At 65.0% G+C, this 18,861-nt stretch carries 23 protein-coding genes; 6 read left to right on the top strand and 17 right to left on the bottom strand.

The genetic code is table 11. The annotated features are described in order from the left end of the window. Positions 1–20: 20 nt before the first annotated feature. The 7 genes from ACFWCF_RS13045 to ACFWCF_RS13015 form a co-directional block, all read right to left on the bottom strand. Positions 21–359, bottom strand: a complete 339-nt coding sequence (locus tag ACFWCF_RS13045; protein ID WP_378561773.1) for a 4Fe-4S binding protein — start codon at positions 357–359, stop codon at positions 21–23. Continuing rightward, positions 356–1,948, bottom strand: a complete 1,593-nt coding sequence (locus tag ACFWCF_RS13040) for an FAD-dependent oxidoreductase (protein ID WP_378561770.1) — start codon at positions 1,946–1,948, stop codon at positions 356–358. The genes ACFWCF_RS13045 and ACFWCF_RS13040 overlap by 4 nt, the downstream gene beginning before the upstream one ends. A gap of 65 nt (positions 1,949–2,013) precedes the next feature. Further along, positions 2,014–2,817, bottom strand: coding sequence for an ABC transporter ATP-binding protein (locus ACFWCF_RS13035; protein WP_378489468.1), 804 nt, complete (start codon positions 2,815–2,817; stop codon positions 2,014–2,016). Further along, positions 2,814–3,869 carry a FecCD family ABC transporter permease gene (locus tag ACFWCF_RS13030; RefSeq protein WP_378489469.1) on the bottom strand — a complete coding sequence of 352 codons (1,056 nt, stop codon included), beginning with the start codon at positions 3,867–3,869 and terminating at the stop codon, positions 2,814–2,816. The genes ACFWCF_RS13035 and ACFWCF_RS13030 overlap by 4 nt, the downstream gene beginning before the upstream one ends. After that, positions 3,866–4,852, bottom strand: coding sequence for a FecCD family ABC transporter permease (locus ACFWCF_RS13025; RefSeq protein WP_378489586.1), 987 nt, complete (start codon positions 4,850–4,852; stop codon positions 3,866–3,868). The genes ACFWCF_RS13030 and ACFWCF_RS13025 overlap by 4 nt, the downstream gene beginning before the upstream one ends. A gap of 53 nt (positions 4,853–4,905) precedes the next feature. Beyond that, complete coding sequence (locus ACFWCF_RS13020; RefSeq protein WP_378562064.1) at positions 4,906–5,937, bottom strand: iron-siderophore ABC transporter substrate-binding protein; 1,032 nt, start codon at positions 5,935–5,937, stop codon at positions 4,906–4,908. A 151-nt stretch (positions 5,938–6,088) separates the two neighbouring features. Beyond that, on the bottom strand, positions 6,089–6,856 hold the full coding sequence (locus ACFWCF_RS13015) for an AraC family transcriptional regulator (RefSeq protein ID WP_378561766.1): 768 nt from the start codon (positions 6,854–6,856) through the stop codon (positions 6,089–6,091). A gap of 82 nt (positions 6,857–6,938) precedes the next feature. On the opposite strand from ACFWCF_RS13015, the gene ACFWCF_RS13010 reads away from it, so the two are divergent. Beyond that, the gene (locus tag ACFWCF_RS13010) at positions 6,939–7,187 is read left to right on the top strand and encodes an FAD-dependent monooxygenase (protein WP_378561763.1); all 249 of its coding nucleotides are present in this window, start codon (positions 6,939–6,941) and stop codon (positions 7,185–7,187) included. Here ACFWCF_RS13010 and ACFWCF_RS13005 read toward each other — a convergent pair. Beyond that, on the bottom strand, positions 7,175–7,837 hold the full coding sequence (locus ACFWCF_RS13005) for a TetR/AcrR family transcriptional regulator (protein WP_378561760.1): 663 nt from the start codon (positions 7,835–7,837) through the stop codon (positions 7,175–7,177). The genes ACFWCF_RS13010 and ACFWCF_RS13005 overlap by 13 nt on opposite strands. A 151-nt stretch (positions 7,838–7,988) precedes the next feature. Here ACFWCF_RS13005 and ACFWCF_RS13000 point away from each other — a divergent pair, with 151 nt between their 5' ends. Beyond that, positions 7,989–9,215, top strand: coding sequence for an oxygenase MpaB family protein (locus ACFWCF_RS13000; protein ID WP_378561757.1), 1,227 nt, complete (start codon positions 7,989–7,991; stop codon positions 9,213–9,215). A 66-nt stretch (positions 9,216–9,281) separates the two neighbouring features. Here the strand turns inward: ACFWCF_RS13000 and ACFWCF_RS12995 are convergent, their stop codons facing one another. Continuing rightward, a complete protein-coding gene (locus ACFWCF_RS12995; RefSeq protein WP_378561754.1) occupies positions 9,282–10,160 on the bottom strand; it encodes a sulfurtransferase in 879 nt (292 codons plus the stop codon). A 118-nt stretch (positions 10,161–10,278) separates the two neighbouring features. Next, positions 10,279–10,824, bottom strand: a complete 546-nt coding sequence (locus tag ACFWCF_RS12990) for a hypothetical protein (protein WP_378489474.1) — start codon at positions 10,822–10,824, stop codon at positions 10,279–10,281. 274 nt (positions 10,825–11,098) lie between these two features. On the opposite strand from ACFWCF_RS12990, the gene ACFWCF_RS12985 reads away from it, so the two are divergent. Beyond that, complete coding sequence (locus ACFWCF_RS12985) at positions 11,099–11,692, top strand: TetR/AcrR family transcriptional regulator (RefSeq protein ID WP_378489475.1); 594 nt, start codon at positions 11,099–11,101, stop codon at positions 11,690–11,692. Here the strand turns inward: ACFWCF_RS12985 and ACFWCF_RS12980 are convergent. Together ACFWCF_RS12980 and ACFWCF_RS12975 are read right to left on the bottom strand one after the other, a co-directional pair. After that, complete coding sequence (locus ACFWCF_RS12980; RefSeq protein ID WP_378489476.1) at positions 11,676–12,086, bottom strand: serine/threonine protein kinase; 411 nt, start codon at positions 12,084–12,086, stop codon at positions 11,676–11,678. The two genes, ACFWCF_RS12985 and ACFWCF_RS12980, sit on opposite strands and share 17 nt — an antisense overlap. 232 nt (positions 12,087–12,318) lie before the next feature. Further along, a complete protein-coding gene (locus ACFWCF_RS12975; RefSeq protein ID WP_378489588.1) occupies positions 12,319–12,723 on the bottom strand; it encodes a MarR family winged helix-turn-helix transcriptional regulator in 405 nt (134 codons plus the stop codon). 104 nt (positions 12,724–12,827) lie between these two features. On the opposite strand from ACFWCF_RS12975, the gene ACFWCF_RS12970 reads away from it, so the two are divergent. Beyond that, positions 12,828–13,502 (top strand): maleylpyruvate isomerase family mycothiol-dependent enzyme, encoded by a 675-nt coding sequence (locus ACFWCF_RS12970; RefSeq protein WP_378489477.1) that lies wholly within the window; start codon positions 12,828–12,830, stop codon positions 13,500–13,502. A gap of 52 nt (positions 13,503–13,554) precedes the next feature. On the opposite strand, the gene ACFWCF_RS12965 is transcribed toward ACFWCF_RS12970, so the two are convergent. Together ACFWCF_RS12965 and ACFWCF_RS12960 are read right to left on the bottom strand one after the other, a co-directional pair. After that, positions 13,555–14,352 (bottom strand): hypothetical protein, encoded by a 798-nt coding sequence (locus ACFWCF_RS12965; protein ID WP_378489478.1) that lies wholly within the window; start codon positions 14,350–14,352, stop codon positions 13,555–13,557. Further along, positions 14,349–15,062, bottom strand: coding sequence for an ABC transporter ATP-binding protein (locus ACFWCF_RS12960; protein WP_378489479.1), 714 nt, complete (start codon positions 15,060–15,062; stop codon positions 14,349–14,351). Before ACFWCF_RS12960 ends, ACFWCF_RS12965 begins: the two co-directional genes overlap by 4 nt. An 82-nt stretch (positions 15,063–15,144) precedes the next feature. On the opposite strand from ACFWCF_RS12960, the gene ACFWCF_RS12955 reads away from it, so the two are divergent. Both ACFWCF_RS12955 and ACFWCF_RS12950 read left to right on the top strand, forming a co-directional pair. Continuing rightward, complete coding sequence (locus ACFWCF_RS12955; protein WP_378489480.1) at positions 15,145–15,672, top strand: helix-turn-helix domain-containing protein; 528 nt, start codon at positions 15,145–15,147, stop codon at positions 15,670–15,672. A gap of 138 nt (positions 15,673–15,810) precedes the next feature. Beyond that, positions 15,811–16,314 (top strand): hypothetical protein, encoded by a 504-nt coding sequence (locus tag ACFWCF_RS12950; protein ID WP_378489481.1) that lies wholly within the window; start codon positions 15,811–15,813, stop codon positions 16,312–16,314. Between the two features lie 120 nt (positions 16,315–16,434). Here the strand turns inward: ACFWCF_RS12950 and ACFWCF_RS12945 are convergent, their stop codons facing one another. From ACFWCF_RS12945 to ACFWCF_RS12935, 3 genes are read right to left on the bottom strand one after another with little or no spacing between them, the layout of a single operon-like run. Then, positions 16,435–17,007, bottom strand: coding sequence for a TetR/AcrR family transcriptional regulator (locus ACFWCF_RS12945; RefSeq protein ID WP_378561749.1), 573 nt, complete (start codon positions 17,005–17,007; stop codon positions 16,435–16,437). 31 nt (positions 17,008–17,038) lie between these two features. After that, entirely contained in the window at positions 17,039–17,725 is a 687-nt protein-coding gene (locus ACFWCF_RS12940) for an ABC transporter ATP-binding protein (RefSeq protein WP_378561746.1), read from the bottom strand. Further along, a complete protein-coding gene (locus ACFWCF_RS12935) occupies positions 17,722–18,852 on the bottom strand; it encodes an ABC transporter permease (RefSeq protein ID WP_378561743.1) in 1,131 nt (376 codons plus the stop codon). Before ACFWCF_RS12935 ends, ACFWCF_RS12940 begins: the two co-directional genes overlap by 4 nt. Positions 18,853–18,861: the final 9 nt, after the last annotated feature.

Raw genomic sequence — 18,861 nt, 5'->3', positions numbered from 1 at the left:
GTGTTCTGCTGCACGGACGATCACGACGATACCAGGCGCGGTGGTGGCGCACCACGCGGAAGCTCGGGCCCCACCGCGACACGAGATCCCGCGACCCGTCCACTCCCCCAACCGATCTGCTCCCGATACCGCCCGATGTGGTCACCGTCATCGCACTGGGCTTCACGTGGTGTCGACTGCGGGTGCACGAACAACGCGTCGGTCGGGCAGTACGCCTCGCACATGAAGCACGTCTGGCAATCGTGCTGCCGCGCGATCGTCGGGATTCCCGACTCGGTGCGATCGAATACGTCGGTCGGGCACACGTCGACGCACTTGTCGCAGCCGATGCACGCGTCGGCCAGCAGGATCTCGATCACGATGCCACCAACACCGAATTGTGCACCGGAGCGGCCCGCGTCCATACCTCGTCGAGACCCCCGGTGAGAATGTGATGATGTTGGGCCGGATCGAGATCCGGGTGATCCGCTCGTTTACTCATACCGCGAGTCTCGGTGCGGGCCAACGCAGAGTGATAGGCCCAGCGACCGACGGCCGTGATCGCCGCAGCCTGCCTCGCCCGTATACGCTCCGTGCCTGCGCCGGGAGCCAGGCCGAATGAGATTACCGTCCAAAGTGATTCGAGTTCGTCGATCGACTTCTGCAACCCCACGCCGTTCCGGAAGAGGTTCTTCTCATACGGGATCAGCTCGGCGCGCGCGGCCGCGAGCACGGCAGTGGCGTCGAGTTCGGTGCGCTGGGCCGGTCGCAGCCCGGCGCGACCGGCCCCGCGCAGGTCACGAGCCCGCACCTCGGTGACGTGTCGCGAATACTGGGCCGCCCCCCGCCCGGCCCAGCTTCCCGATGACATCGCCCACGCCGCATTGTGGCTGCCGCCCCCGGTGAAGCTGCCGCAGATGCGTTCGCGGGTCGCGGCGTCCCCCGCGGCATACAACCCGGGCACCGACGTCGCGCACGTATCGTCGACGACATCGATACCGCCCGTGCCACGCACGGTTCCCTCGGCGAGCATCGTCACCTCGAACTTGTCGGTGAACGGGTTGATTCCGCGTCGATCGAACTGCAGGAAGAAGTTCGGCTGCCCGAGCCGCATCTGCCGCTGCACCTCGGCGTCCGCCCGATCGAGCTGCGCCGATACCGGCTCGTTCTGCAACGTCTTCGCGATGATCGAACGCCCCGTGCTCGATCCCGCGCCCTCGAGCACGCTGCCGTCTGCGTGGAAGAAGGTCGCGTAGCCGTAGTACGCGGTCTTGGTGATCGTCGAACCAGCTGCCGCGATCCCGTAGGCGTTGGCGAATTCCATACCGGAGAAGGAGGCACCTGCCTCGGCGGCCATGAGGGCACCGTCACCGGTGTCGACGTTGGTACCCAACGCACCGGAGAGGAACGCGCAGCCTCCGCTGGCGATCACCACGGCCCCCGCCGTGATCCGGTAGTCGCGATCGGCCTGCCGCTGGTACCCGGCAGCGCCGCGCACGACCCCGTCGCGGTCGACCAACAACTCCAGCGCCGGTGAGTGATCGAGGATGCGAACCCCGAGCCGCTGGACCCACGCCCGCATGCGCCGCATGTATTCGGGGCCCTGCACCCCGGTACGGATCTGGTGTCCCGTGTCGGGGTCGACCGGGAACGGGTAGCGCCCTTCGTCGCCGAGGAGGTGCATGTTCTCGTAGGTGCGGTCGAGTACGCGGTCCATCCACGCGTGGTCGGCCAGATATCCGCCCAGCGCTTCCCTGCTCGCTTTCGCTTTCGTCCGCTGCTCCGGATCAGGTGCGACGTACCACACCCCGGTTCCCGACGGCGCTGTTGCGCCGCTGGTTCCGCAGTATCCCTTGTCGACGAGGATCACGTCGGCGCCGGACTTGCGCGCATTCAGCGCCGCCCAGGTGCCGGCCGGTCCTCCTCCGATGACGAGGACGTCGGTGGCCAGATCGAGAGGTTCGTTCATGGCGAAGATCATTCCTAGCTCGCGCCCGGCCCACCACGTCTGAAATCAGCGTGATGCTAAGGACTTCACACCATGACGTGATGTCGCCCGACCGGCAGCACCAGCGGCTTACCCGAGACCGGGTCGTCGATGACCCGGCTGTCGAGCCCGAACACCGCTGCGACGGTCTCGCTGGTGAGCACCGCGGACGGATCCCCCGCCGCATACAGGCACCCGTCTGCCAACGCCACGAGGTAGTCGGCGTACCGCGCGGCCAGATTCAGATCGTGCAGCACCATCACGATCGTCGTGCCGCGGCTGCGGTTGAGATCGGTGAGCAGGTCCAGCACCTCCACCTGATGACTCACATCGAGGAAAGTGGTGGGTTCGTCGAGCAACAGCACATCGGTCTGCTGGGCGAGCGCCATCGCGATCCACACGCGTTGACGCTGGCCGCCGGACAGTTCGTCGACGGCGCGTTCGGCGAGTTCGGTGGTGTTCGTCGCGGCGAGCGCATCGGCGACCGCGGCGTCGTCCTCGCGACTCCACCGCGACAGGACCCGCTGATGCGGATGCCTGCCACGACCGACGAGGTCGGCCACGACGATCCCCTCCGGCGCGATCGGCGACTGCGGCAGCAATCCGAGGGTGCGGGCGAGCTTCTTCGCGGGCAGCTTGTGCACGTCCTTGCCGTCGAGCAGCACATGTCCGCCTCGCGGAGCCAGCAGCCGCGACATCGACCGCAACAATGTCGATTTGCCACACGCGTTCGCGCCCACGATGCACGTGATTCGCCCGGGCGGCACCTCGAGCTCGAGGTTCTCGACGACGGTCCGGTTGCCGTAACCGAGTTCCAGGTTCTCGACCGTCAGAGTGTGCGATGCGGTCATAGCGAGCCTCCCGCTCGGTTGGAGCGAATGATCAGGTAGACGAGATAGGGCGCTCCGAGCGCACCGGTCACGACTCCCACCGGATAGCGGGTGCCGAACGCGTATTGGCCGATGAAGTCGGCGACGAGCACCAGCAACGCGCCGACGAGCGCGGCCGGGATGAACAGAGACGTGCCCTGCCCGACGATGCGCGCGGCGATCGGGCCTGCGAGGAACGCGACGAACGCGATCGGCCCCGCGGCGGCGGTGGCGAACGCGATGAGCCCGACGGCCGCGATGATGGCCACGATGCGTGTGCGCTCCACGCGCACACCGAGCGCCTGCGCGGCATCGTCGCCGAGTTGGATCATCGACAGGTTGCGGGTCTGCCCCAACAGAATCGGACCGAGAATCGCCAGTGCGACGATCACGGGGATGGTCGCGCCCCATGTGGCTCCGTTGAGGCTGCCGGTGAGCCAGCGCATCGTCTCCTGCAGATCCCACGCGGCCGCGGTGCTCAGCAGGTACGCGGTGACGCTGTCGAGCATCGCCGCGATGCCGATACCGATGAGGATCAGCCGCGTACCCGCGACCCCACCCCGATACGACAACGCATAGATCAGCAGCGCCACACCGAGCCCCGCAACGATCGCGAAGATCGACACCTGGCTGCTCCCGAGCCCGAGCACGATGATGCCGAACGCGGCCGCGGCGCTCGCCCCGGCGCTGATGCCGATGATGTCGGGGCTCGCGAGCGGGTTGCGCAGCATCGTCTGGAAGGTGATGCCGCCCAGACCGAAACAAATGCCCGCGACCACCGCCAGCACAGCACGTGGCAGGCGGAGTCGGCCGACGGTGAACGTCGCGCCCGACACGTTCTCGCCGAGGATCACGCGGATGATGTCGGAGGCCGGATAGAACGTCTTCCCGAACATCAGGCTCGCGACGAATGCGGCGACGACCAGTGCCGCGAGGATCCCGATCACGACGCGACGACGTCGCCCGCGGCGCACACGGCTCGCGGCGACCTCGTCGACGTCGGGCTTGGCGGTGGTGGTGAGTGTCGCTGTCACAGTTCCCGGAGTTTCTGCCGTCGGACGATGTACACGAAGAACGGTGCGCCGATGAGCGCGGTGATGATCCCGACGTCGATCTCGCCGGGTCGCGCGACGATACGACCGAGGACGTCAGCAGCTGTGAGCAGCCCGGCTCCCACCAGCGCCGAGAAAGGCAGCAGCCATCGGTTGTCGACGCCGATCAGCAATCGGCACAGGTGCGGCACAACGAGTCCGACGAAAGCGATCGGTCCGGCGACAGCGGTAGCGGCGCCGCACAACAGCACCGCACCGACCGAGGCAAGCCCGCGCGCGAGAGCGACACGCTCACCGAGTCCGGCCGCCATCTCGTCGCCCAAGGCCAGGGAGTTGAGGCTGCGCGCCGACAGCAGGCAAATCAGAAATCCGACGAGCAGGAACGGCACGGCCTGCCCGATGACGTCGAAGTTCGCACCGCCCACACCACCGATCTGCCACGACCGCACGTTCCCGGAGATGTCGTTGCGCGGAAGAATGATGGCGGTGATGAACGACGACAGTGCCGCCGCGGTCGCTGCGCCCGCGAGCGCAAGTTTGAGGGGTGTCGCCCTGCCGCGACCGAGCGAGCCGATCGTGTAGACGAACACCGCGGTGACGCCCGCACCGAAGATTGCGACCCACAGCATCGCGGTCTGCGTCCACAGCCCGAACCAGGCCATACCCACGACCACGGCGAGCGAGGCGCCCATGTTGATACCGAGAATGCCGGGGTCGGCGAGCGGGTTGCGGGTCACGCCCTGCATTACCGCACCCGAGAGACCCAGCGCTGCACCGACGAGGAGCGCGAGCACCGTGCGCGGAATGCGCTTGGCGATGGCGCCCTGGCCGATGTTGTCCGTCGATCCGCCGAGGGCAGCGACGATGTCGGCCCAGTCGACGTCGCGCGACCCGATGGTCACGGACGCGATTGCGAGGAGCACGAGCACTGCGAGCAGGACGACGAGCCAGGCGGAGTTGCCGATCGCCGAGCGCCGCGGAAGTGCGGCGCTCGGCGTCGGGGCCGGTTGAACGGAGATCACTCCGCGTTCGACTTGCCTGCTGCCTCGGCGAGCATGTCGACGTAGTCGCTGAGCACCCAGGAGATGGCGAGCGGGGTCGGGTTCGCGGCCGTGCCGAGCGGACCGGATCCATCGAGGAACACGATCGAGCCGTTGGCGACGGCAGGCATCTGCGACAGCAGCGGGTCGGCTTCGAGGGAGTCGACGAGCGCCTGGTCTCCGTAGGTGACGATGATGTCGACGTCGTCGAACATGTCGACCTGCTCGGCGCTGACCTTCTTCGAGAACTCGTCGCCTGTGGAGGCGTCGGCGACGCTCTTCGGGGTGGCCATGCCGAGGTCCTCGAAGAATGCGGCGCGTGTGTCGTTCGCGGTGTAGAAGCTGACCTGGCTGAGGTCGGCGGTGTCGACGTGGGTGAGGAACATCGTCGCCTTGCCCTCGAGCTCCGGATGCGAGGCGGCTTCGTCGGCGATCTGCTGCTCGAGGTTCGCGATGAGTTCCTGGCCTTCCTCGGCCATGCCCATGCCCTCGCTGTTGATCGCGATCATGTCGCGCCATGCCGTGGCCCACGGGGCTTCGGGGTACGCGATGACGGGAGCGATCTCGCTGAGGGTGTCGTAGTCCTCCTGCGTCAGACCCGAGTAGCCGGCGAGGATGACGTCGGGGTTGGTGTCGGACACTGCCTCGAAGTCGATGCCGTCGGTTTCGTCGAACAGCACGGGGGTTTCGCCGCCGAGTTCGGCGAGCTTCTCCTCGACCCACGGAAGGATGCCATTGCCGTCGTCGTCGCCGAAGTTGGCGGCGGCCATGCCGACGGGCACGACACCGAGCGCGAGGGGCACCTCATGGTTGGCCCACTGTACGGTGGCGACGCGCTCCGGCTTCTCGTCGAGCGTGGTGGTGCCGAATGCGTGCTCGATGGTGATGGGGCCGGACGCGGTGTCGGTACCGGAATCGGTGGGCTCCGACGAGTCGGAACTACACGCCGACATACCGAGTGTGACGGCGACCGCGGCCGCGGCCACCGCCAGGAAGCGCTGTGAACGCATGTGGACGTACTCGCTTTCGTGCAAGGTGGTGCCCACATCCGGACCATCGGATATTAGGCGAGGTTTGCCTAAATCTAATGTTTACCGACCTGAGACGCAATCGCGCGATTGGGACACCTGATGTCGCGATCGGGTCACCGCCGAGTGGGTATCAACCGACCCGGAATGTTGCGGGGGTCGCGCCGGTAACTCGCCGGAATGCCGCGCCGAAAGCGCTCACCGAGCGATATCCCATCTGCTCGGCGACCTCACCCAGCTCGAGACCGTGCCCGAGCAGCATCACCGCGCGCTGTGCGCGCACCGCCGCGACCCACCGCCCGAAGCTGAGCCCGGTCTCGGCCCGGAACGCACGGGTGACCGTACGACGACTGACACCCAGCTCCTCCGCCCAGTCCGACAGCGTTCGGGGGTCGCTGGGATCGGCACCGACCGCCTCGACGATGGGCCGCAGCACCGGGGAGGTCGGCACCTGCACCAGCAACTCGTGCGTAGCAGGGGCCAGCACGTCGATCACCATCTTCTCGGTCAACGACCGCGATGCGGTTCCGAGCGACTCGTCGGCCAGGCGGTCCAGCAGTAGGCGCAGCAACGATGTCATCTCGACCGCCACCGGACCGTCGGACAGCAACGGGGCGTGGTCGATTCCGAAATGCGCAGTGCGATACCACGTTCCCGTCGGCATGATGCCCCAGTGCAACAGACCCGCCGGGATCCACAGACCGATGGTCGATGTGATCGTCCAGGTCTGAGTGCCGATGGTTGCGCTCGAGGCGCCGCGCTCGTTCCACAACAGTTCGTGGGTGGGATGCGAGTGCGGCTCGAACCGGGTGTCTGCGCCGATGAGTTCGTCCATACCCGCGATGACGAACGGCACGTCGATCTCCCCGGCGTCGTACACCGGCAGCGACCGGCTCTCCATAGTTCCTCCTCGATCCGGTCCGTCGGCGACCAAGTATGTCGCTCGCGGCGCAGAGTTCGCATTCAGGCCCACGAACCGACCGGTGAACACGGGAATCCAGGATGCCTACAACCTCGGTTGGAAGCTCGCGCTCGCGGTGAACGGCCAGGCCGTCGACGGCCGGGTGCGACGAGACCATGCGGGCAACACCACGCGGACATACAGGTTCGGCACAGACTCCGAGATCGTCGTGGTGCGCCCCGACGGATACATCGGACACCGTGCGAAGGATCCGAGCATGGACAGCGTGGCAGAGTACCTCGACCATATCGTGCTGAGTCAGCCGCGCTGACCGATCATCGGCACGATGAATTCCCGCGCGATCGCGGCGAGCTGCTCCTCGTCGTCGAGGTCGACGATGTCGGTCGGGACCATCAGGAACGACGCCGCGATGCGCACCATCATCTCCGCCGTCAGTTCGAGATTCAGTTCATGCGGGATGGTGCCCGCCCGCCGCTCACGGCGAAGCTGGGCGGCGACGAACTGCCTTGCGATGGCGAGCATTCGACCATCCCCCACCAGGGACCCGGCGAGGAGCGTCGGTTCGGCGTCGAGCAGACCGCCGATCAACGCGTTGGTTCGGATAGCGCGCAGCGAACTCACGAATCCGAGGACGATGCGGTCGGCCACGGTACGCGCGGTTCGGATGTCGATGAGGAACTGATCGAAGTATCGACGGAACTCGCGCAGCAGAACCTGTTCGACGAGCGCGTCCTTGGACTCGAATCTCCGGTAGAGAGTGACACGCGACAGGTTCGCTCGGCGGGCAACCTCCTCCATCGACGAGCGATGGATTCCCGACCGGCAGAACTGCTCGTAGGCGGCGTCCAGTAGGCGGGTGCGCACTGCGTCGACCTCGTCGGCTCGTTCGACGGCTTCGAGGAACGCGCGTTCGAGCAGGGATTCCGAGGCCGGTATCCGGACATGCGGCGGAGAATCCACGATCACCTCCTGGGCATCCGACGTTACACGCCGCCGAATAGTTCGATTTCACAAAACTGCACACACGCGTCGTCACACCATGCTAGAAAATGATACGCAGTAACGGATTTTGTAACCCTGTTTCTCTGCAATCTCACCGGGGGTAGACAGCATGGCCGAACTCAGTAGGCGAAAGATCCTGCAAGCAGGCGGAGCGCTGAGCGCGCTCAGCGCGATCGCGCTCGCATCACCCGCACATGCGCAACCCTGGCGGTGGTCACCGGCAGGCTCGATTCCGGGCACCGGCAGCGGCGCAGACCCGAGAACCGTCTGGGACACCGAAGCCGACCCTCTGGTCGCGTCACTCTTCGATCGAGGCGAGGTACCGAGGGTCAACCAGCTCCTTCGGACGTGGACGAAGAACGGGCAACCACTGCCCGACGGACTCCCGCCCGATCTGTTGGACTTCATGGAACGCCATCGGCAGCTGCCGGAATGGGCAGATCGGAACAAACTCGCGACGGCCGTGCGGTTCAACGAGAAGCGGGGTCTCTACCTGGGGGTCCTGTACGGTTTCGCCAGCGGCATGATGAGCACCGTCATCCCCAAAGAAGCCCTCGCCGTGTACTACTCGAAGGGCGGCGCCAACATGAAGCGCCGCATCTCGAAGACCGCGAAACTGGGCTACGACATCGGTTCACGCAACGCGTATCTCGACGACGGCGAAATGATCGTGACGGGTCTCAAGACCCGGCTCGTACACGCCGCCGTGCGCCACCTGCTGCCGCAGTCGTCACATTGGAATCAGGCTGCACCGGAGAACATTCCGATCAACCAGCACGACATGATGGTCACCTGGCACAGCCTGCCCACCACCGTCATGCGCGTGCTGAAGCAGTGGAAGGTACCCATCCCGGCCGACGAGGCCGACGGGTTCCTCCACTCCTGGCAGGTCAGCGCCCACATGCTCGGCATCGAAGACCAGTACATCCCCGCGACGTGGGACGATGCCGAATCTCAGGCGAAGGCGTCCCTGGATCCCGTCCTCGCGCCCACAACCGAAGGTCTCGCGCTCGCCGACATGCTCCTCGACCTCGGTGCCGGCCTGGACTTCACACTGCTCAGCCGGCCGATCCTGGGCGCACTGACCCGCTTCACCCTGGGCGACGAGGTCGCGAACTGGCTCAACATCCCTCGAGAGTTGTTGTGGGACAACCTTCTCAATGTGGCATGGGGTCCGTTCATCGCGGTGCGTGAAGGTCTGCTTCCCCTACCGTTGGCACCGGAGGCGTACTGGACGTTCGACGAACTGCTACGCCAGTTCGTTCTCCTCTACATGTCCGAACTGCGCCCGATCAGCATCGAGCTCCCGGAGTTCAACAACCCCAACTACCCCTGAGCCCAATTCCGGAGCGCCCCTGATCAGTAGCGCGAAGCTCAGCTCCACCATCGAGCGAGGCGCCTCTCAACGGGGATTCGGCCCTTCGACCAACGGCAGCGACTCGTCGGCGGTCCACGCGTTGAGGGATCCGTCGTACACCGCGACATCGGAGCGTCCCGCCACCGCGAGCGCATGAGCGAGACCCGACGCGGCGATGCCGCCACCGCAGTACGTCACCGGTTGCACATCCGGGTTCAGGGCACCTGCGTCCTCGAACACCGCACGCAACTCGTCCTTCGGCTTCAACCGGCCGGTCGACGGATCGACGAGGTCACCGAACGGAATGTTGATACTGCCCGGAATGTGGCCGCGCCGCGGGTACGACGGGCTCTCACCCCGGTAGGTCGCCGGGTCCAAAGCGTTGATGATCAGGGTGTTCTCGTTGTCGAGAACACCAGCTACCTCGTCGGTGGAACGCACCAACTCGGGACGACGGTTCGTGGTGAAGGTGGCCGCGTGCGGAATCACCTGTTCATCCGACACCGGGAATCCCGCCGCCTGCCATGCGGGCAGCCCACCGTCGAGGACGGCGACGTCGTCGAACCCTTCGAGCCTGAGCTGCCACCACAGGCGCGCGGCCCAGATGCCAGACGACTGGTCGTACACCACGACCCGACGCCCCTGGCCGATTCCCACAGCGCCCGCGGCTGCCGCGAACCGTGCGGACGACGCCGCGGTGAACGGCAGCGGAGCCAGGTGTTCCGAGAAGTCCGTGAACAGGTCCGCGTACACGGCACCCGGGATATGGGCTTCGAGGTACGTCGCGAGACCGGGCTCGATGTGCACCGACCCGTCGGGCGGCATGGACAGGTGGGTGGTCGCGTCGACGACCACCAGGTCTTCGTCGCCGAGTTGTTCGTACAACCATTCCGGGGTAACGGTGTGCGGCTTGTGTTCGCTCATCGGGCCCTCCTCTTCGGAGAATGCGAAATCTGCTGTCTTCACCAGCGTATAGCGCCGGCGCACACACCGGATCTCCCCTCACTCACGTGCGCCCGTGAGATCGGCAGAGCAAATCTGGTCACATCAAGACCAGCTGGATCGCAATCAGCACGTCGATGACGCCGCACAGCTCGGCGAAACTCCGGGACACGACCCGATCGCGCCACAGGTGCACGAAATCCCACACACCGTGCAGAAGCCATCCTGCCGCAATGACATACGTTCCCATCTGCGGGTCGATCACAAGCCCGGTGACAGCGAGACCACAGAAAAACGCCACCCCGATCGCCTGTAGCCGCAGAGCCCCGGATCGGCCCAACTGACCGTTGAGAGAGACCCACACCAGCAGCAACAGCGAGGCGCCGATCAGCACTGCAGACGGCGCGACTGCACCCGACATCTTGATGACCACGACGCAGGCGACCACCACTGCGACAATGGGCCACGTGAATCTGCGGTTCCCGATCTTGGCCATGAGCAGGTAGACGAGCGCGAGCATCGGCAACGTCTGGCCGAGCAGATCCCCCAGATCCTCGGCGGAGCCACTCGCGTTTCCGAGCGCGGCCGCAATGACGTCCGGACCGATGAATGCGAGCGCTACCAGGGCGGGCCATCGTCGGAGCATCCCTCGGATCGGCCCGGGAAGAGAGTTGCTCCGCCGAGTCGGAGGCCTGCTCGACCCGGCGGGCGGGTCTTGTGTGGATTCGGTTCTGTCGACAAGGCCGGCACTCATGAATGCACGGTTCATCGTGGTACCTCCGCGCCTGGAGAACACATCGAATGTGTAGGCAGCCATATCGGTCACGCCTCCGCCCGGGAGATCGCTAAGTTGAACAGATCCGTTCAAGTTGTGACGCTGCTACCGTAACCTGTACAGCGGTGTATGGGAAGAGGGATTCATGCCGGTACCACGGATCGCCAAACGCGCCGACGCCGTGCGCAACGTCGAGCGCATCGTCGACGCCGCGATCACCTGCCTGAGCGACCGGCCGTCCGCATCGATGACCGACATCGCCAAAGAGGCAGGCCTCGGCCGCGTCACGCTCTACGGGCACTTCGCATCGCGCGCCGATTTGCTGGAGGCAGTGGTCGCCCGAGTCCTCGAGAAGAACGAATCTGCGCTCTCCACAGTAGATCTCGCCGGAAACCCGCGTGACGCGCTGATCCGCGTGATCGACAGTAGCTGGATGCTCACCAACCAGGCACGCTCGATCGTCGCCGCTGCAGAAGACGAACTATCACCGGAGAGAATGAACGAGCTCCACGCACGGCCTGCCGCGCGGGTGGAGTCGCTCGTCGAACGGGGCCGCGCGCAGGGCGTGTTCCGCACCGACATGCCCACGTCGTGGCTGGTGAACGTGATCCATCAGGTCCTGCACGGCGCAGCCACCGAGGTCTCGACCGGACGCCTCGACCCCCGCGACGCGTCCGATCTGATCACCACCACGATCCTGGCGGTACTCGACAACCCTCGGATCAGTTCAGATAGATGACGTCGTCGTCTCCGCCGACGCAGGTAACCACGGGGCTGCCCGAGCAGTTCATGCTCTGGACCTGACGGGTCGCGGGGTTGCGTGCATCGACTGTCACCAGCCCGTACCGCAAGGGCTGCTGCAGGTAGGAACGACGAACTTCCTCGGCGAATTCACAGGACGTGGCCGTACTTGCGACCGCAGAAGTCGTCACGTCCGGGCTGCCGAACGTACTGGGGCAGGGAGTCGCATCCTCCGGCACAGCCTTGAGGCCTTCGAGGCCCGCGACAGAAGCCGAGGATGTTGTGGACGCTACTGCCGCCGAGTCGCTGTCACTCCCACCCTGTGTCGAGAACAGGAAAATCCCGACAATGACGAGAACGGCAGCGACGACGATGGCAGCAATTTTCGGCATCGCAGACTTCGAGTTCTCTTCCATTGTTCACAGGCCTTTCAATCTACCGACCTGCCCCGCAGGCCATGGAACTCACTACGGCAAGCAACCGCACAAGGTCGGCCGATTCAGCCGACAGCCTGTACGTTGTACCGTTCGCAACCCTAACGGTATCCATCGTTCGAACTACATCGGAGTGGACCGACTCACCTTCGAGCGGATGAAGTGGTGGTGATCACCGAGTCGGCCGAGGTCATGCATACGGGTCAGTGATCTCACGAAGCAAAGTGAGCGTCTCTCGCAGGGCACGCATGCGTGGGGCACCGATGTGCGTCGTCCATTCCTCATCGATCCTGGCCTCTTCAGCGCGTGCAGCCGCGATGACCTCCTCGCCGCGCGGCGCCATACGTACGAGGCGGGCGCGCGCGTCGGTGGGGTCCACGACACGTTCTACATAGCCCGCGCGTTCGAGCTGGTCGACGAGGTGCGTTGCGGTCTGCTTCGAGATCAAAGCCTGCTCGGCAAGCTCTGAGAGCCTTGTTCCGTCAGGCCCTATGCGAGCAGCAATACGCGCCTGCGCAAGGGTTATTCCTGAAAAACCTGCTTGACGAATCGCATCGAACACACGCCTCTCGGCGTTGCGGTGGGCAGTGAACATCAAGACGGCGATGTGCGGTTCATCCACGAATACCTCCTTGCCATTGATTCGAAGTCGGGACTAATATTAGTCACATCTTCGAACTGATACCACCGAGGTCGGTCATGAACATCGATGAAATCTGGACAGCGATCGACGACCATCGCACCCGTACCGCAGATCTGCTCGAAACACTCCGCGACGACGAGTGGCAACAGAATTCACTGTGCGACGGATGGACCGTGCGTGACGTTGCCGCACATCTGACGTTGCAGCAGATCGGTGTTCGCCAAGCGTTCACCATGCTCCCTGTCGTGTTCCGACACCCGGGAGGCATGAACGCGGTGATCCACTACTCCGCCAAACGGAAAGCGGCAACGCCTACCGACCGCCTGGTCCGCGACATCCGCGCAATGATCGGATCCAGGAAGCACAACATCGGCCTCAGTCCACACGAACCCCTCATCGACATCCTGATCCACGGGCAGGACATCGCGATTCCGCTCGGCCGGACGCTGCGGATGTCCCCCGAGGCCGCCGCGGAAGCCGCGACCTACATCGCGTCCTACGGCACAGGATGGAAGTCGAAAGTGTTCCGGCACAGCGTGTTCAGCACATCGCATCTGCGCGCGACCGATGTCGCCTGGTCGATCGGCACCGGGCCGGAGATCCGAGGACCGATGTCCACTCTCCTCATGCTTCTCGTCGGCCGAGATCTCGACCTCGGTCAGCTCTCCGGTGACGGGCTCGCAGTCATACCCCGACTCTCCACGAATCCGCAGCAGACGCGACCTGCGTGACGGCCGGGTGTCCGTATAGCGAGTCCGCGAGAACACCGAAGTCGGGTGTTCGTCACACGAGATCGCGCCGAAGCGGTGCCACGACGGCCGCTGCCGATGCCACTGCCGCGTACACCACCAGCACAAGGGCTCCGAGCAACGGCGTGAGCAGAGTCGTAGCCCCCACCGACATCTCCCCCGCCACGGTGTCGGTGAGGAACGTGAAGTCCGTCAATGCGGCCGTCGCTCCTCCCGGCATGTACGGGTACAGAGTGTTGAGGCCCGGAAGGATCATGAGGAAGGGCTCGAGGAAGTAGAAATACCCGAGCACGATTCCGACCGCCACGAGTTGGCTGCGGACGAGCGCGCCGATCCCCACACCCAGCACGGTGTAGATCGCCGCAGCCACGGCCACGCGGGAGAGCATCGTCGCAATGTCGCCTGCCGATGCACCGAGCTCGATCCCCGTCACGGCCGCGACGGACCACAGGGCAAGCGCCGACGACAATGACATCAGAATCCCGTATACGAGCCCGAAGGTACTGTAGACGAACAGTTTTGCGCCGAGAACAGCACCTCGCCGAGGAATCGCGAGGAACGTCGTACCGATCGTCTTGTGCCGGTATTCGCCCGTGATCGCGACCGTGCCGAACAACGCGGGTACGAACAGCAACAGACCGGTGAACCCGATCGCGATAGCCACGCCTTCGGGCGTATCGAGGCCGGGCATCGGCGGCGACGCATTCTCCGGTCCGGCAACCCCGAGCACGCCTGTGAGCCCGGCACCGCTCAGAACGGCTGCGACAATCGCCCACACCGGCAGGCGTGTGGAGAACAGTCGAGTGAACTCACCGCGGACTGCATTCTTCATTGCGCACCTACCTGGGTAGTGAGTCGAAGGAAAGCGTCTTCGAGGGTGTCTCCACTGGTGACGAGTTCGGAAAGGTCGCCCGTCCATGCGATGCGTCCGCGGTCGATGAGCACCACGTCGTCGATGGTGTTCTGCAGTTCGCCGAGTGCGTGACTGGAGATCAGGACCGTCCCGCCTGCCGCCGCGTACTCGCGAAGGTAGGTGCGCAACCACACGATTCCCGAGGGGTCGAGACCGTTCGACGGTTCATCGAGGACCAGCACCTCGGGGTCACCCAGCAACGCGGTGGCCAGAGAGAGTCGCTGTCGCATCCCCGTCGAGTATCCGCCGACGCGACGGTCGGCGAACCGATCGAGTTCGACCACCTCGATCACGTCGTCGACCCGCGTGGACGGGTACCCTCCGAGCGCGCAGTAGGTGCGCAGGTGTGCACGGGCGGTGGTCGCGGGGTGGGCCGACGCAATGTCCAGTACGGCACCGACAGTTGTCGTGGGCGACGCGAGATCCGCGTATGCAACCCCATCGAACAGTGCTGTTCCGTCGTCGGGTCGAATCAAGCCGAGAAGCATCCGTAATGTCGTGGATTTGCCGGCACCGTTGGGGCCGAGAAACCCTGTCACTCGCCCGGGTTCGGCGGTGAAACTCGCGTCAGCGACAGCCTCGATGGGGCCGAACCGTTTGGTGAGGCACTCGACTGCGATTCCGGTCATGGCAGCAGCCCTTCTGTCAGCGGTAACCTGGACTCGATGATGAGAACATTATCAAAGTGAGAATAATGGGGAAAGGGGCACGATGGACAGCGAACCGTCGATAGCCGAGGTCGTGCTGCATCCGGTACGCCTGCGGATCGTCCAGAAGCTCGGCGGCCGTGAGCTCACCACCGGAGCACTCCGCAAGGAACTGCCCGACATCACCCAGGCCACGCTGTACCGCCACGTCTCCGCCTTGATCGACGCAGAGATCGTCACGGTCGTGGACGAACGACGCGTGCGCGGAACCATCGAACGCACACTCGCTCTCGGCGAACGCATGGCGCACGTGGGGCAGGACGATCTCGACGCGGTCAGCGATGCCGAGCTCCGCAACGCCTTCCTGTCGTTCCTCGGCATACTCGGCGAAGAATTCGACAAGTTCATCGATTCCGGCGACCGACAACTCAGGAGATACCTCGGTTTCGGCACGACGCCGCTCTACGTCACCACCGACGACCTCGCCGAAATCCAGACCAAGTTCGGCGAACTTCTCGCGCCATATCAGGCCGAGAAAGACGGTTGCATGCGAATCACCTTGTCCACGACGGTGCTACCCACCACGCCATAGGCCGGCCACATCCTGCCGAATCCCGCATCACGGATCTTGCAGGAACTTGCCGCGACCGGAAGATGCACGAACATTGGCGTCGGACCGCGCTGGCATACTCGCCGCCATGAGCGAACCTCGGATCTACAGGCACGCACGATGACGGCCCGCGCAGGCGAGGCCTTCGACACAGATCGAGCCGTGTCGGACATCGAGTCCGCCCTCGCCGTTTCCCTCCCCACATCCGGGCCGACAACCGATGAAGGCGAACCGGTCACCGGCGAATGGACGGTCACGCGTGGAGAGGGTCTCATGCTGTTTCCCCTCTGGGAGAGCGACGACCTTGTGGGCGTGTACGCACCGGAATGGAACGACGCCGAGGACCTTGCCGAGGGCCATCTCACAGCGTTGGTTGCGGAGTTGGACCGCAGATGGGGTTCTCACCGAGAGGTGTCGATGGGTCCGGCCCTGTGGGAACGTCCCACCACGGAACCTTTCCGCACCCTCGTTGCCAAAGACTGTCTCGGCAGCCTGTCCGTATGGGGGCCGGTCACCGGGTCGAACTCCCGTTGGGTCGCAGTCTCTCTCAATCAGTGCGACGGGGACGCGCCGATGATCCTCACGGCACTCATCACCGACCGCCCGATCACTTCGCTCGAGTAACGCGGCATCCGCCAGCGGTCTCATACAGGAGAACTACACGAAGTCCCTGATCTTGGTGGGATAGTGCCCGCTCAGCGGGCACTATCCCACCGAAACGAAGGTGCGAACGACCGAGAAACCTCATCGGCTTGCGGTCGCCAGCGCACTGCGGACTGCGGCACGAACCTCCTCGAATCCACGGCCGGACTCGATCATCTCGGTGCCTTTGTGCAATAGCGCACTGATGAGGTCCGCGCTGAGCTCGGGATCTGCTGCCCCACTCTCGCGCAGTGCGTCGACGAGGGGCAGAACCAGATCGTCGTGCATCGCGAGCATGCTCTCGTCGGTGAATGACTGCGGCGTGAACGTCGCGAGAGCACCGACGATCGCATGCTCGCCCTCTGCTACCAATTGCAGGTTCACGTCGATGTAGGCCAGCACCCGCTCGCCCGGATCGGACACCTTGTCCATTGCTGCGACCACTCGGGCATTCCATCGGGGAAACATGTCCACGACGACCGCTCTCAACAGGTCGTCGCGGGAGCGAAAGTAGTTATACGCACTGGACCGGGCGAGACCGGCGCGGGCAGCGACCTCACCGAGTCCGGGCGCGTGCTCCGGAGCCTCGGCGAGGAGTTCGAGTGCGGCATCGAGGAGGGCTCGGCGTCGAGCGGCGCGATGTTCCGCGACGGTTGCTGCGGAAATCTTCGGCACCGAACCCACCTCTCACCGTTGTCGTAACCGGTCAGTCGTGTGGCCGGAGCTTCCCATCGACCATTTCGAGCACCCGATCGCAGTGCTGGAGCACGTCGTGGTCGTGGGTGACCATGATCGTAGCCACTCCGACCTCATGGGTCTCCTTCGCCAGCAGTTCGACGACCTCATGGCTGCGCTTCCGATCGAGCGCCGCTGTCGGTTCGTCGACGAGAAGCAGTGACGGCCGTCCCATCAATGCCCGGGCGATGCCGACCCGCTGCCGTTCACCGCCCGACAGCTGGCCGGGTCGCCGGTCGGCGCGGTGACTCATGCCGACGGACTCGAGCAGTTCGTCGGGGTTGCGGACGTCGCCGCCGGTGATCTTCCCGACGAGCAACAGTTGGTCGCGAGCAGTCAAGGCCGGTAGCAGGTTGCCCGCCTGGAACACGAAGCCGATGCGTTCGCGGCGCAGTGCGGTCAGTGCCCGCCGGCCGAGAGCGGTGAGGTCGATGCCGTCGACAGACACGGTTCCGGACGAGGGCATGGTGAGGCCACCCGCGACGGCCAGCAGGCTCGACTTGCCGGCGCCTGATGGGCCGACGATCGCGACGAGTTCACCCGCGGGCACGGTCAGGTCGACCTTGTCGAGAGCGTCGACGGTGCTGTCGCCGTCGCCGAACGACAAGCTGGTGTCGGACAGTGCGAGTCCGGTGGTGGCGGTGGTGGTCGTGGTCATCGGTTCTCTCCCAGCGCAGCGAGTGGATCGATGCGGACGATGCGGACTACGGCCACGGCGGCACCGATCAGGCCGAGGACAATGAGCAGGAGCGCTCCTTGGAGGATCGGTCCTGATTCCAGAGCGAACGGCATGCCGGTGCCCTCGAGTCCGCTGCCGAGGCCCAGGCCGATGAGCACGCCGACAGTGACGGAGCCGACCAACACGAGCACCGCCTGCAGCAGTGCGTCACGGAGCAGGAAGCCGGTGGAGGCGCCCATCGCGCGGAGCACTGCGATCTCCCGGCTCCTCTGCACGGTCCAGATTGTGAAGAACGCGCCGACGACGAGAGCAGAGATTGCGTAGAGGAACGCTTGGATCATCGACATGGTCATCGTCTCGGCGGTGTATCCGGGAGACGAGTCGAAGGATTCCTCGAGAGTCTTCGTCAAGGTCCCGGCTGCGGCGTCACCGGCGGCGAGATCCGGGAGGACTCCGTCGACGCCTTGGATCGCGACGACGCTCGCCTCGCTGTATGCGCCGGCGGGGGTCTGTTCGCCGAGTTCGACGCCTGCGTGGATTTCCTGCCACGTGGTCAGCGGAACATAGGCAACGTCGACGTGGCCGAAGGTGCGCTTGTCCGCGGTGAAGCCGACGACGGTCAGTTCGGTGCCGAGTCGGTCGATGATGATGGTGTCGCCGAGAGCGACGTCGGCGTCACGTGCACTGTCGCTGAGGACGATGTCGGTGTCGGCGCCGAGTGGTGCGCCGTCGGAGGCTGCGGGCTCGAGGAACGAGCCGGGGCGGATGCCGAACAGGGTCAGGTCGACGGGCGTGCCGCTGTCTGTTTTCGCATTGACGATGGCATTGCCGAACAGTTCGGCGTTCGCCACGTCGGGGCGCGCACGCCAGGCGTCGGCTTGCTCTTCGGTGACGACCGAGCGCGAGAATGCCGAGTCGGTCTTGGTTCCTTCGGAGAAGGCGAAGGCCTGTACCGGGGTCCGTTGCAGTGCGGAGACGCCGTCGACGACAAGTCCTGAGGACAGGCCGGACAGGATCACCATGAGGACAGAGATGAGGGCGACGACGGCGCCCATCAGGAGGAATCGGGTGCGCGCGAACCACAGCTCGCGCAGTGCCAGGAACATAAGTGGATC

It is taken from the genome of Rhodococcus sp. NPDC060090, assembly GCF_042729855.1.
Taxonomy (GTDB): domain Bacteria; phylum Actinomycetota; class Actinomycetes; order Mycobacteriales; family Mycobacteriaceae; genus Rhodococcus.
Note: the sequence above shows the minus strand (reverse complement) of the source record. Positions and strands in the feature narration are given on the sequence as shown.

What these genes read in the sequence shown, in the direction of transcription:
- ACFWCF_RS13000 (WP_378561757.1), top strand. Translation starts at nt 7,989, where the DNA reads ATGGCCGAACTCAGTAGGCGAAAGATCCTGCAAGCAGGCGGAGCGCTG.
- ACFWCF_RS12955 (WP_378489480.1), top strand. Translation starts at nt 15,145, where the DNA reads ATGGACAGCGAACCGTCGATAGCCGAGGTCGTGCTGCATCCGGTACGC.
- ACFWCF_RS13015 (WP_378561766.1), bottom strand. Translation starts at nt 6,856, where the DNA reads ATGGAGAGCCGGTCGCTGCCGGTGTACGACGCCGGGGAGATCGACGTG.
- ACFWCF_RS13035 (WP_378489468.1), bottom strand. Translation starts at nt 2,817, where the DNA reads ATGACCGCATCGCACACTCTGACGGTCGAGAACCTGGAACTCGGTTAC.
- ACFWCF_RS12965 (WP_378489478.1), bottom strand. Translation starts at nt 14,352, where the DNA reads ATGAAGAATGCAGTCCGCGGTGAGTTCACTCGACTGTTCTCCACACGC.
- ACFWCF_RS12980 (WP_378489476.1), bottom strand. Translation starts at nt 12,086, where the DNA reads ATGCCGAAAATTGCTGCCATCGTCGTCGCTGCCGTTCTCGTCATTGTC.
- ACFWCF_RS12960 (WP_378489479.1), bottom strand. Translation starts at nt 15,062, where the DNA reads ATGACCGGAATCGCAGTCGAGTGCCTCACCAAACGGTTCGGCCCCATC.
- ACFWCF_RS13040 (WP_378561770.1), bottom strand. Translation starts at nt 1,948, where the DNA reads ATGAACGAACCTCTCGATCTGGCCACCGACGTCCTCGTCATCGGAGGA.
- ACFWCF_RS12950 (WP_378489481.1), top strand. Translation starts at nt 15,811, where the DNA reads ATGACGGCCCGCGCAGGCGAGGCCTTCGACACAGATCGAGCCGTGTCG.
- ACFWCF_RS12935 (WP_378561743.1), bottom strand. Translation starts at nt 18,852, where the DNA reads ATGTTCCTGGCACTGCGCGAGCTGTGGTTCGCGCGCACCCGATTCCTC.
- ACFWCF_RS12940 (WP_378561746.1), bottom strand. Translation starts at nt 17,725, where the DNA reads ATGACCACGACCACCACCGCCACCACCGGACTCGCACTGTCCGACACC.
- ACFWCF_RS12985 (WP_378489475.1), top strand. Translation starts at nt 11,099, where the DNA reads ATGCCGGTACCACGGATCGCCAAACGCGCCGACGCCGTGCGCAACGTC.
- ACFWCF_RS13020 (WP_378562064.1), bottom strand. Translation starts at nt 5,937, where the DNA reads ATGCGTTCACAGCGCTTCCTGGCGGTGGCCGCGGCCGCGGTCGCCGTC.
- ACFWCF_RS12990 (WP_378489474.1), bottom strand. Translation starts at nt 10,824, where the DNA reads ATGCTCCGACGATGGCCCGCCCTGGTAGCGCTCGCATTCATCGGTCCG.
- ACFWCF_RS12995 (WP_378561754.1), bottom strand. Translation starts at nt 10,160, where the DNA reads ATGAGCGAACACAAGCCGCACACCGTTACCCCGGAATGGTTGTACGAA.
- ACFWCF_RS12970 (WP_378489477.1), top strand. Translation starts at nt 12,828, where the DNA reads ATGAACATCGATGAAATCTGGACAGCGATCGACGACCATCGCACCCGT.
- ACFWCF_RS12975 (WP_378489588.1), bottom strand. Translation starts at nt 12,723, where the DNA reads ATGTTCACTGCCCACCGCAACGCCGAGAGGCGTGTGTTCGATGCGATT.